Genomic DNA, 11,435 nt, shown 5'->3' on the forward strand with positions numbered 1-11,435 from the left:
GAACTCCTTAGCTGGAATACGGGTAGGGCTCGGGATCGACTGATTCGTTGTGCAGGTCCACGGACAGAAAGATGTCGTTGCCGACCGGTCGGTGCAGTTCCTCGGCGAGTTGCCCGATCAGGCCGGCGGTGCGGGCGAGCAGCGCGAATCCACGCAGCAGTTGTAGCGGCAGTCCCAGATCGGCCAACGCCGCGCCGCACACCCCGGCACCGTTGAGCGGCAACGTCTTTCCCAGCACCTGCGGATGCACGCGTCCGATGGCGGCGAACAGTGCCAGATGTGGTCCGAAGAGGCCTTCCTCGGTGGCGATCTGCATCAGCCGAGGTGTGCGTGGGTCACCCTGTTTGTGCACGTGGTGGCCCAGTCCGGGGACGAACGCGTTCTCGGCTCGGCGGTTCTGCACGACCTCCAACGCGACCTTGTCCCAGTCGGAGTGAGCGGTCGGCAGCTCGCCCTCGATCCCGGCGAGCACGGTGTGCAGAAATTTGCCGGTGTCCTCGGTGACGCCGAGGAAACGGGAGCCGCCGCCGAGTAACCCGGCGGCCAACGCGCCCTGGATCGAGTCCGGTGCCGAGAGGTAGGTGAGCCGAGTGACGATCGCGGTGGGGGTGAACCCGTGATCGGCGAGGGCAGCGAGTACTGCCTCGAACACCCGCACCTCACCGGTGGTCGGTCGCCGTTGCGTCGCAAGCCAGAACGCGAGCTCACCGAACCCGACCTTGCCCATCACATCGTCGGCGAGATCCTGGCCGAGCAGAGTGATGGTGTGCAGGCTGGATGCGCCAAGCGCGGTGGGGTAAGTGGGCTGATCTTGTCGGCTGTTCATGACGGGTTCGTCTCCGATGCAACGGTATTCGCCGCGAGCCAGGCGCGGACCTCGTCGTTGTGCTCACCCAGAGCAGGCGGCGCCAGGTCGTAGCGGGCGGGGATGGTGGAGAAGGTGATCGGGTTGCGCACCCCTGCGGCGCTGGCTCCGGCGGGGCCGACCTGCACGATCGGATCGAGGCCGAGCTTTTCGGCGTACTGCACGCCCTGGGCAATGGTGTTGATCGGCCCGTTCGGGACACCGACTTCGTTGAGTTTGTCGAACCAGTAGGTCGCGGATTCGGTCTTCAGCCGTTCGACGAGCAGTGGACGCAGTTCTTCGCGCTTCGCGGTGCGGTCGGCGTTGCGCGCGAATCGGTCGTCGTCGGCGAGTTCCGGAAGACCCAGCACGGCAACGAGTTTGCGGAACTGAGCGTCGTTGCCTGCGGCGATGATCAGGTCGTTGTCTGCGGTGGGGAGCGGCTCGTAGGGGAACAGGCTCGGATGCGCGTTGCCCATCCGGTTCGGTGTGACGCCGCCCGCGACGTAGGCGGAGGTTTGGTTGACCAGACCGCTCATCGCGGAGGCGAGCAGGCTGGTTTCGATGTGCTGGCCTTCGCCGGTCTGGGCACGGTGCCGCAGGGCAGCGAGGATCCCGATCGTGGAGTGCAGACCGGCCATCACGTCGAAGACGCTGATCCCGGCCCGGTAGGCGGGTCCGTCGGGGTCGCCGGTGAGGCTCATCAAGCCCGACATGGCCTGCACGATCAGGTCGTAGCCGGGGATCGAGGCGCCTTCGGCGGTGCCGAAACCGCTGATCGAGCAGTAGATGACGGCCTCGTTGCGGTCTTTGACCGAGTCGTAGTCCAGGCCGAACCGGGTGAGCCCGCCGGGTTTGAAGTTCTCCACCACGATGTCGGCGTTCGCGGCGAGTGCCTGTGCGACGGTGAGGTCGTCGTCGTTCTTGAAGTCGAGGACGATCGACCTCTTGTTGCGGTTGATCGCGGCGTAGTAGGTGGACACGCCGTCCTCGCGCACCGGCGGCACCCAGGACCGGGTGTCGTCGCCGCCGGGGCTTTCGACCTTGATCACCTCGGCGCCCATGTCCGCGAGCAGCATCGTGGCGTACGGGCCGGCCAGCACGCGGGAGAAGTCGGCGATGACGATTCCGTCCAGGGGGCGGGTGGGGGTGTCATCGGATTCGGGGGGAGCCACTGGGGGTCCTTTCGGGTCGGACGCGGGAACGATTGCGCGGGTGCGGGTCAGCCGTCGACGAGGTCGAAGCTGAACAGTCGGTCGCGCGACGCTTCGGCGCGGCGGCGGATGTCGTCGATGTCGATGCCCACAAGGCGGCCGCGGTGCTTGCGGACTTGTCCGGCGACGAGGACGGTGTCTATATTTCCGGGGTGCCCGGCGCCGACGATGCTGGCTGCGATGTCGTTGGCGGGCAACAGGTTTGCGTCGTCGAGCCGGAGAACTATGAGGTCGGCGTCCTTGCCGACGGTGATGGAGCCGGTCTTGTCGTCCAAGCCGGATGCGCGTGCTCCTTCGATGGTGGCCATCGCGAGCAGGTCGGCGGGGGTGAACGCCGGTAGCGATTCGTAGGTGTCGGGCGCGATGCTGATGCCGACGTTCTGGGCGAGCAGCGCGGCGCGCATGACGTTGAACATGTCGCCGGCGACGGAGGCTTCCGTGTCGATGCTGAGGCTTGGCCGGATACCTGCCGCGAGCAGGCGTCCGGTGGCGGGTGCGCCGAGGCCGGGCAGGACCGCTTCCACTGCGGCGGAGACCGAGGCGTGGCCGCCGGTGTCGGCGAGCATTTTCAGTTCGTCGTCGTCGCTGGTGCAGCAGTGAATGAACAGCAGATCTTCGCCGAGCAGTCCGGCGTCGCCGAGGGATCCGATGCCGTGGAACTGCGGACCCCATGGACCGTTGCCGACGTGCATGCTGGAACGGATTGCCAGTTCACGGGCGAGGGCGAGGTCTTGGGTGGTGACCTCGAGGGTGGACAGTTCTGGTCCGCGCAGCATCGCCTGCAGTGTGACCAGGGCGTCGTCGTCGGCGAGGACCTCGGCGCGGACGCGGCGGATGTCTTCGGGATGGGTGGCTTCCCCGCGCAGCATCCATTTGTTGGAGTCGATCGAGGGCCAGCCGAACGCGAACACGCCACGGATACCAGAGTCGCGCAGCGCGGCGATCGCGGCGTCGGTGTGTTCGGGACTGTTCTGGATGTGGGATTCGTCGCGGAGGGTGGTGATGCCGGCATCGAGCGCGCCGAGGGCGCCGGTGAGGTTGCCGATGTAGACGTCGTCGGGGGAGAACTGCGGTCCCCAGGTGAGCTGGATGTGTTGGCGATATTTGGGGAAGTCCCAGCCCGTTCCGACTTGGCGGATCGCGCCCTGCCAGGTGTGGCGGTGAGTGTCTACGAATCCGGGCAGCACGGCCCGGTTGGTGCCGTCGATGACAGTGGCGCCGGTCGGGTCCAGCGCGGGTCCGACGGCGAGGATGCGTCCGTCGTCGATGAGGACGTCGCCGAACAGGTCGCCGAGTCGGTCGTCTTGGGTCAACAGGTGCGCGCCACGAATCAGGATGCGGCCCTGAGGAATATCGGTGCGGAGGGCGGTGGCCATCGCGGGTGTCCTTCGGTGAGTCGGTCGGCGAACCAGTCGGCGATGCGGGTGTGTTTGTCGTGGGAGTGGTTGTAGATGCAGTGATCGCCGTCAGGAAATTCGCTCCACGTCTTGTCGGTCGAGGCTGCGCGTTCGAACAGGGCACGTGCGTTCTCGATCAGAAAAATCTGGTCAGGTGTGCCGTGCATGACGTGCAGCGGGCAATGCAGCGACGCAAGCGTGTCGTCGGTCAACACGAAGCTGTCCATCACCGTTTTGGCGTGGATCGGGTCGTCGATCCCGAGGAGTGCCTGCACCTTGGTGATGAAGCGGCGGTAGCGGTTCAGAATCTCCGCCGGGCGTACGGTGCCGCCGTTGACGCAGCAGGCGTCGATCCGGTCGTCCGTGGCGGCGGTCAGCGCGGCGAGGAAGCCGCCCATGCTGTTGCCCCAGATCCCGACCCGATCGGCAAGCCGATCGTCGGCGTAGAGGTGATCGACCATTGCCGAAAACGCTTTCGGCACATCGGGTGTCAGGTGCAGACCGTGCAGGATCCGGGTTTCGCCTTGGCCGGGCCCGTCCACGAGAAAGGCCGCGACACCGCGATCGAGCAGATAGGTGGCGCCGACGTGGTACTCCTCGCGCCACCCGTCGAAACCGCCCATCACGATCACCACCGGGGGCGCGGTGACCCCGGGTGGGCGCAACAACCACCCACACAGGTGCCCACCCTGATACGGGATTTCGACGTGCTCGACCGCGGGGTCGGTGAGATCGCCTGCCGCCCCGTAGAACTCGATTAGCTTGTGGTACATCGACTTCTTGCGGGGATCGGAGTCCGGCAGCGGTACCTGTCCGACCCGAAAGCAGGCACTCGCCCGTAGATAGTCGCTGTGGGCGGTGACGCGGTGTCCGGCCCTCAGAGCGGCGTGGGCGGTGTCGGCGATGCGTGTACCGATACGTGCTGCGGCGACGGCCCACGGCACACCGGAGTCAGCCAGGGCGTAGAGCTCCACGACCTCGGCGTAGTCCATGCCGTTGCCGATCAACCGCTGCATCGGCATCGCGCGTTTGTGCGCGGCGACTTCGGCTTGCCACGGTGGTGGCGTCTCGGTGTCTGGTGTGGTTTGCGTCGTCTGTGTCATCGGTCAGACTTCGGCGAACTCGTCGGGTTGTGGCACGCGGGCCGGTGTCGGGAAGCGTCCGGCCAACCCTGCGGCGAATGAATCGAGCAGGTCGCCTGCGTCGGCGGCGTTGCTGACGCTGCCGAAGAGCCAGAAGTCCGGTCGGATGAGGACGGTCGAGCGACCCAATGAGCCCAGCCACGCCGCGTAGGTGCCGTCGACATCTGCGATCGGGGCACCGGAGCCGGGTGCGCCGACGTGTGCGGTCACGATTCCGATGCGGTTGATCAGATCGCGTTGCTGGTCGGTCAAGGCGGCGAACGCGTCCGGGTCGGTGGTGAGCAGGACCCAGCCGGTGCCGACGAGGTCGTCGAACAATCCGGTTTTTCCGTCGACCGCCACGTTGCCTTGGTGGGCGATGGCTCCTGCGGTCGGATCGTCGGGTCGCGCGAAGGCGGTCGGGCCGGGAATTTCGGGCATCGGCGGAATCAGCGACGGGTCTGTCAGTGCGGCCTTCATGCCCTGGTCGCGCATCGCGGCGATTCCGGGATCGGTTATCACGCAGGGCAATCCGATTTCGCGAGACAAATGCATCCAGGCGACGAAGTTCGGTTTGCGGTCGGCGGTGTAGCTGTCGAGGATCTGTGACGAGGCTTGGCCGCGAAGCACCAGATTCAGTCGCCAGGCGAGCGCGGAGGCATCGCGGATGCCGTTACACATCCCTTCACCGGCGAAGGGCCACAACACGTGTGCAGCGTCGCCGGCCAGGAAAACTCGGCCGTCTTGCCAGTGCTCGGCGACGACTTCGCGAAAGCGATACACCGGGCGCCGCAGGATCTCGACGTCGTCGGGGCCGACCCAGGGGGAAAGCAGTTCCCAGACGCGTTCCTCAGTGAAGTCCTCGGGCGTCTCGCCGGGCAGCAGCGTCCATTCCCAGCGGTGGTGGGTGGCACCGAGCTGGAACAGGCAGCCGGGACGAGCGGGGTCGGCGAACTGACCGTTGTCGAACTCGAAATTCAACTTGTGCTTCTCTTTGGTGTCGACCACGAGTTGCTCGTAGTCGCAGTTCCCGACCCAGGTCTGGATGCCGAGTTGTTCTCGGACCGAACTGTTCGCACCGTCTGCAGCAATGAGGTACTTCGCACGGACCTGGGTGCGTTCCCGGCTCTGCCGGTTCTCGAGGGTGACGGTGACGCCCTCGTCGTCCTGCTCGAAATCGACTGCGCGGGTGGCCATCGTGACGTCGACGTTGCCCGTCGCGCTTACAGCGCCGTTCATCGCAAGCTCGAGGTAGTTCTGGTAGAAGATCCAGTGTCCGCGATGGCCGTGCGGGCCGATCTGACTCCAGTCCAGGCGCAGCAGCAGATCCCCGCCGAAGGCTTTGGTGCGCATGTCGTACATGTCCCACGGCACCGCATCGGTCTTGAACTCCTCGTCGACGCCGATCTTCTGCAGCGTGCGCACGATCTCGTCGTCCATGTGTCCGGCACGCGAGAGCCCATAGAGCGTCGCGTGGGATTCGAAGGCGGCGACCGAGTGGCCGGCTTGGCCGAGTTGAGCGCACACCATCTGGCCCACAGGCCCGAAACCGATGACGACAACGTCGTAGGTTTTCATCGCTGAGTGGTTCCTTTCGAGGATCTTCACCTTCCGGGCCGAATACCGCGGGGTGATTGCCGTATTCACGGCAAAAGTGCTGTTCGAGAAGGTATTGTCCGTCTGGCGGACGCTTGTCCGTTGCTGTAGTCTAAGAATGCCTCGATCGCTTAGAAGTGTCAAGCGTCATAGTGGAGAAATTGGTGGTGCCGCATTTCTTGGCGCGAGCGAGTGATGAGAGATCATCGAGTCAGGTGGTGTCGGCCACCGGCAGCGCGTACCCGCACACAAAGGAGAATTCGTGGCCGAGCGAGGGCAGGGGCCGGACTTCATCGAGGCGCTGGCGCGAGGCCTGCACGTATTGCGCAGCTTCTCTGTCGATCGCCCGGCGATGTCGCTCAGCGACGTCGCCAAGGAGACCGATTTGGCGCGTCCGACCGCGCGCCGGATTCTGCTGACGCTCGAAGAGCTCGGCTACGTCCGCGCCGGCCATGCCGGCTACACGCTCACGCCGCGAGTTCTCGAACTCGGCATGGCCTACGTCGGCGCACTGAACCTCTGGGACATGGCCCGCCCACACATGGAACAGTTGGTCGCCCACACCGGCGAATCGTCCTCGATGGCCCAACTCGACGGCTCCGATATCGTCTACGTCGCGCGCGTCGCCGTACCGAAACTGATCGCCCTTCGGGTCGACATCGGGACCAGGTTCCCCGCCCTCGTGACATCTCAGGGCAAGGTGCTGCTCGCGGCATTGAACGCGGAAAAGGTACTCGAAGTATTGGCCGAACCCAGCCGTTCCGGACTGCCCGTCGCCACCTTCGCGCCGAATCAGATCGATGACATCCTCGCCGAAACGCGAACGCGCGGATGGGCATTGGCGGATCAAGATCTCGCGCCCGGAATCCGGTCCATCGCGGTTCCCGTCCGTGACGGCCGAGGCGTGGTCCGCGCGGCTATGAACGTCACCGTCCACGCAGCCGAAACGTCGGTCGAAACCCTCACTCAGGAATATCTACCGCTACTGCTCGACGCGGCCGCTGCCGCGAGCGCCGACTGGGCGGCATGGCAATCGCGGCCCATCGAACCCGCTCCGCGGACCGCGAGGCGAGAGGTCGGCTGACCAGGCGCCCTTGCCGCGACGTTCCGCACCGGCGTCACCGTCTTAGCCGAGGCGACGGAAGCTCGGCCAGATCGCGGCCCAGGGACCGCGCGGGTCCCGGGTTATCCAGACCGGCGTGCCTTGCTCGTCGTTGTCGACCCCGACGCCGTTGTCGATCGTCGCGGCCGCGCTGACGTCAGCGAACACCGTCCGCAGAAAGTCCTCGTCGAACCCGATCACCACGAACGGCCCCGAGGTGTCGGGCGGCGGACCCCAGTCGAAGTAGGCGTTGTGGCCGCTGTAGGCCTTGGACAGTCCCCGCTCCGGGCCGTACCGGTCGATGGCTCCGGCCTGGCCGTAGTTCTCGGTGACCACCACCGTCCGGGTCTGTTCGGCCCGTGACACACCCGCGAATACGCCGGCCACGGTATCGGCGAAGGCAGGCCAGCCCACGGTCTCCCCGGCGTCGTAGTTGACGTCGACGACCGGGGTGTCGGCCAGCACCCGAACGGGCAGCACCGGCAGCATCAACACCGCGTTGAACAGCAGTGACAGACCCAACCCACCGGACACCCAGGCCCGGGCATCGGACCGGCGCCGGAGCCAGTCGACGACGAGCGGGGCGCCGGCCGCCAGCAGCACCGGAAACAGGCCGGCCAAGTAGTAGGGCTTGCCCCCGGTGACCAGAAATACCACTGCCAGCACGACGTAGGCCACGGCGAAGCAGCGAACCGGACGCAGCTCGACCGCGCGCCACATCCGGACCAGCCCCGGTACCCACATCGCCACCAACACCGGGCTGATCAGTACCAGCTGCATCGGGAGAAACAGCCACCACGGCTGGGACGAGCCTGAGCTACCGTCTGCGATCGCTCGGGCCAGGCTGAGCTGCGGCCAGCCGTTGCTGGCTTGCCAGGCGAGGTTCGGTAGCCAGACCAGCGCCGCGATGCCTGCGCCCGCCCACAACCAGCCGGACCGCAGGACCGACCGTGGCCCGACCGCCAGCAGTCCGAGCAGCAGGGCTGCGATCAGCGCGGCGATAAGCGTTTTGTTGTGCAAGGCGATGCCGGTCACCAGCCCGACGAGCAGCCAACCACGCGGGTCGGCACCCTGGAGCTGACGCACCACCAGGAAGCTGATCAGGGTCCAGAACAGCAGGTCGAAGGTGGCTGTGCTCAGCATGTGACCGACGATCAGCAGGAATGCCGAGACTGCCATCGCGGATCCCGCCAACAACTGAGCGGACCGGTCACCGCCGAGTCGGCGGGCGATCAGTCCGGTGAGCAGCACCACCGCGCCGGCGGCCAGGGCGGACGGAAACCGCCAGGCGACCAGTGCGTCGCCGAACAGCGTGCTGACCACCCGGGCGACCAGCGGAGTGAAGGCCGGCTGATCCACGTAGCCCCAAGCCAGGTGCTGCCCAGCGGTGACGAAGTACAGCTCGTCGCGGTGCGGTCCGTACCGGCCGCTGAAGATCAGCACGAAGGCGGCGAGACCGCTGCTCAGCAGAGCCAGCGGCCGCCAGGCCACCCGAGAAAGGTCCACGCAGACATTCTGCGGGCCCGTGCACGGGGTCGGTCGAGCAACGGGGATTGACGCTATTTCCGGCGATCCGCGCCACGTCGGCCAAGTGGCGTTCGGTCGTGGCGCGCCGGCACGGTCGCAGTCAGCGCCTCCACCCCCGCTCCCGTCAGTTGCCCAAGCCCAGCAGGCCGACCGGTGAGCACTAGCAAGAGTGCGCTGATGGGGCCGGTGAGCTCTGGCCCGTCGCCGGCACTCCACTCCGTGTCGGTGGCGGTGAAGCGATACCCGCCGAGCGGCAGGCTGTCGAATACCTTCGCCTTACCTGTGCCGCGGCACGCCCACACGCGCGAAGCGGCGACAGCCGCTGCAGCAGTTGGCATCTCGAGCTGGCGGCCGAGCGGAATCGCGATGTCCTGTCCGTGGACGAGGTTGTCGATCAGGGTCTCCTGAAACGTCACTCCGACGTTGTGTCGCCGATGCCCGACGGTCGCCCGGATCTGCGCGATCAACACCTCCGTCGGCAATGCGGCTCGGCGTCGCGACGATTCTCGGATGATGCGATTCACGCCTCCGGGGTGCCGGAAGGCGGTCGCGATCGCAGCCCCCAATGTCAGCTCTTGCAGCGTCAGGTGTGCGGCCACGTCGCGGACGGTCCAGCCCTCGCACAACGACGCTCGACGCCATTCGTCCTCGGACAGCTGTTCCAGCAGGTCGGCTGTGCGGGTCCGCGTCACGTCTATCGCAGCCCATACGTCGTTCTCGATCATTGGCTTCTCCAACTCGTTCATTCGAATACCGGGGGACTGACCCGCGTTCGTTTGAGTTCGAAAAAATTCGGAAAGCCGGCCAATAGCCGCGCGCCGTCGAATACGCGTAGTGCGTCGACTCCGCGGGGGATCGAATTGAGCACCGGCCCAAAGAACGCTGCGCCCTCGATGCTGATCACCGGAGTCCCGACCTCACGGCCGACAGAACCAACCGCCGCGTCGTGGCTTCGGCGTAGAAAGCTGTCGTACTCCGACGAGTTCGCGGCGCTTGCAAGCGATTTCGGCAGACCTGTGTGGCGTAGGGCGGATTCGACTGCTGCCTCGAGTTCTGCTGGATCGGGATATCGCCAGTAGTCGAATATCGCATCCCCGAACGCAGTATAGAAATCGCCTAGTACCTTCTCGCCGAAATGGACCGCGACGGCGCTCGCAACCCGTGATGGCCCGGCTGTTCGCTCGACATTGGCTGAGTACCAGGGGTCGACGACGCGGTCCTGGTTCAAGAACTTCAGACTCATCACATGGAAGTGCAACTGGATGGTCCGTTGCGCGTCGACTTCGAGCAGCCACCTCGACGCAATCCAGGCGTAAGGGCAGACGGGATCGAAGTGGAAGTCCACAGCAATAGATTCGTCGTTCGTCATCGTGCACCAGCCCGAGTCACGGAAGTAGTACCATGCTGGTACTAGTTTAGTTCGGGTATGGGACTATCGCAAGGGGTGTATGTGACCGAGGAGCTTCATATCGGCGTCCTGATGTTCATCGCGCACCGTGCGGCGGAGAAAAGAATCCTCGAGGCGCTGCACCGTGCCGGATTCACCGAGATCACCATGGCCCAGGCCCGTCTAGGCGCACGAATAGGCCCGAACGGAACACGACTGAACGAGCTCGCCGAGCAGGCACAGGTCGCCAAACAGACTGCGACATTTCTCGTCGATCAGCTCGAGAAAGCCGGTTACGCCGAGCGGGTCCCCGACCCCACCGATGGACGAGCACGGCTCGTCCAGATAACCGAATTCGGCAAAGACCTCCTGCCGATCGCACGCGCAGAAGAGGCTCGAATCGACGCTGACTGGACCGCACACATCGGCGTTCGCCGAATGAAACAGCTGCGAGAAGCACTCACAATGCTGCGCGAGATCACCGATCCCTACTGACGAGTGGATCGTCGGGTGCCAAATTGTCCTGATCGGAATTGAGCAGAAACGAAAGCTACCGCGCGCCAGCGGTGCGGAATGAGCGCATAACTTCGGCGAACGTCGCCCACCAACCGAAGTCCGATGGCAGTCGACAGTCGATCCTGCGAAGGTTTTCGTGTGACGACGAGATCATCGCGGCCATCCCCGTGTTCGGTGGGATGCACGGCTCGTGGAACCCCAGTCTGGGCAAAGCAATTCCGACCATGGCTGGCATGGCAGAAGGTAGGTTTCTTGCAATGACGTTAACGACTCTGATGCGAATTTTCGCGGTGTCGCAGGCCGTGATGTTGTCTGCCTGGTTCGGCATAATGATGTATTCCATCATCTTTGTGCAGCGTTTCCAGCTCCGGTCGGCCGAGCCGGACGCTGTCGAGGACATCTTTCAGCAGATAGCCCACGGTGCACGAAAGATGGCCCTTCAGACGATCGCCGTAATTGCCGTCACCGGCACAGGGCTCGCTGTGACCAGGGCATTGATCACCCCTGGGCCCAGTGCCGAGTGGATCGTTCTGATGTGCGTGAAGCTTGTGCTGTTTCTCGTCGCGTGCGCCACATTCGTCTACCAGTCATGGTGGGTGTGGCCGAAACGGATATTCGCACCGCCGGACGAGATGCCAAGGGTGCGAATCGAATTCCTGGCCGCAGCCATCGTCATCGCCGTCTCGCTCGGCTCGATGATCGCGGTCGACGTCCTTGCAGCGTCAGTGTGA

The 11,435-nt window shown here is 65.2% G+C and carries 11 protein-coding genes; 3 read left to right on the top strand and 8 right to left on the bottom strand.

What is annotated here, in order from left to right; genetic code table 11:
- Window positions 1–7: 7 nt before the first annotated feature.
- From JGU71_RS11200 to JGU71_RS11220, 5 genes are read right to left on the bottom strand one after another with little or no spacing between them, the layout of a single operon-like run.
- Window positions 8–826: a citryl-CoA lyase gene (locus JGU71_RS11200; RefSeq protein ID WP_199704204.1), complete on the bottom strand. Its 819-nt coding sequence runs from the start codon at window positions 824–826 to the stop codon at window positions 8–10.
- Window positions 823–2,019, bottom strand: a complete 1,197-nt coding sequence (locus JGU71_RS11205) for a CaiB/BaiF CoA transferase family protein (RefSeq protein ID WP_199704205.1) — start codon at window positions 2,017–2,019, stop codon at window positions 823–825. The genes JGU71_RS11200 and JGU71_RS11205 overlap by 4 nt, the downstream gene beginning before the upstream one ends.
- Before the next feature lie 47 nt (window positions 2,020–2,066).
- Complete coding sequence (locus tag JGU71_RS11210) at window positions 2,067–3,434, bottom strand: amidohydrolase family protein (protein WP_199704206.1); 1,368 nt, start codon at window positions 3,432–3,434, stop codon at window positions 2,067–2,069.
- Window positions 3,389–4,558 (bottom strand): alpha/beta hydrolase family protein, encoded by a 1,170-nt coding sequence (locus JGU71_RS11215; protein ID WP_199704207.1) that lies wholly within the window; start codon window positions 4,556–4,558, stop codon window positions 3,389–3,391. The genes JGU71_RS11210 and JGU71_RS11215 overlap by 46 nt, the downstream gene beginning before the upstream one ends.
- A 3-nt stretch (window positions 4,559–4,561) precedes the next feature.
- Entirely contained in the window at window positions 4,562–6,154 is a 1,593-nt protein-coding gene (locus JGU71_RS11220; RefSeq protein ID WP_199704208.1) for a bifunctional 3-(3-hydroxy-phenyl)propionate/3-hydroxycinnamic acid hydroxylase, read from the bottom strand.
- 280 nt (window positions 6,155–6,434) lie between these two features.
- Between JGU71_RS11220 and JGU71_RS11225 the strand changes: the two genes are divergently transcribed.
- Window positions 6,435–7,256 (top strand): IclR family transcriptional regulator domain-containing protein, encoded by an 822-nt coding sequence (locus JGU71_RS11225; RefSeq protein WP_307829595.1) that lies wholly within the window; start codon window positions 6,435–6,437, stop codon window positions 7,254–7,256.
- 42 nt (window positions 7,257–7,298) lie between these two features.
- Here JGU71_RS11225 and JGU71_RS11230 read toward each other — a convergent pair whose 3' ends face one another.
- The 3 genes from JGU71_RS11230 to JGU71_RS11240 are packed head-to-tail and all read right to left on the bottom strand — an operon-like array spanning window position 7,299 to window position 10,170.
- Window positions 7,299–8,780: an ArnT family glycosyltransferase gene (locus JGU71_RS11230; RefSeq protein ID WP_307829596.1), complete on the bottom strand. Its 1,482-nt coding sequence runs from the start codon at window positions 8,778–8,780 to the stop codon at window positions 7,299–7,301.
- A 53-nt stretch (window positions 8,781–8,833) separates the two neighbouring features.
- Window positions 8,834–9,526 carry a maleylpyruvate isomerase family mycothiol-dependent enzyme gene (locus tag JGU71_RS11235; RefSeq protein ID WP_199704209.1) on the bottom strand — a complete coding sequence of 231 codons (693 nt, stop codon included), beginning with the start codon at window positions 9,524–9,526 and terminating at the stop codon, window positions 8,834–8,836.
- Window positions 9,527–9,543: 17 nt separating this feature from the next.
- Window positions 9,544–10,170, bottom strand: coding sequence for a mycothiol-dependent nitroreductase Rv2466c family protein (locus tag JGU71_RS11240; protein ID WP_199704210.1), 627 nt, complete (start codon window positions 10,168–10,170; stop codon window positions 9,544–9,546).
- Between the two features lie 81 nt (window positions 10,171–10,251).
- Here JGU71_RS11240 and JGU71_RS11245 point away from each other — a divergent pair, with 81 nt between their 5' ends.
- Entirely contained in the window at window positions 10,252–10,683 is a 432-nt protein-coding gene (locus tag JGU71_RS11245; protein WP_307829597.1) for a MarR family winged helix-turn-helix transcriptional regulator, read from the top strand.
- 278 nt (window positions 10,684–10,961) lie between these two features.
- Entirely contained in the window at window positions 10,962–11,435 is a 474-nt protein-coding gene (locus JGU71_RS11250) for a hypothetical protein (protein ID WP_199704212.1), read from the top strand.

This window comes from Antrihabitans stalagmiti (assembly GCF_016482825.1).
Classification (GTDB): Bacteria; Actinomycetota; Actinomycetes; order Mycobacteriales; family Mycobacteriaceae; genus Antrihabitans; species Antrihabitans stalagmiti.

Coding starts and splice junctions, on each gene's coding strand:
- JGU71_RS11200 (WP_199704204.1), bottom strand. CDS start 826: ATGAACAGCCGACAAGATCAGCCCACTTACCCCACCGCGCTTGGCGCA.
- JGU71_RS11210 (WP_199704206.1), bottom strand. CDS start 3,434: ATGGCCACCGCCCTCCGCACCGATATTCCTCAGGGCCGCATCCTGATT.
- JGU71_RS11250 (WP_199704212.1), top strand. CDS start 10,962: ATGACGTTAACGACTCTGATGCGAATTTTCGCGGTGTCGCAGGCCGTG.
- JGU71_RS11220 (WP_199704208.1), bottom strand. CDS start 6,154: ATGAAAACCTACGACGTTGTCGTCATCGGTTTCGGGCCTGTGGGCCAG.
- JGU71_RS11240 (WP_199704210.1), bottom strand. CDS start 10,170: ATGACGAACGACGAATCTATTGCTGTGGACTTCCACTTCGATCCCGTC.
- JGU71_RS11215 (WP_199704207.1), bottom strand. CDS start 4,558: ATGACACAGACGACGCAAACCACACCAGACACCGAGACGCCACCACCG.
- JGU71_RS11235 (WP_199704209.1), bottom strand. CDS start 9,526: ATGATCGAGAACGACGTATGGGCTGCGATAGACGTGACGCGGACCCGC.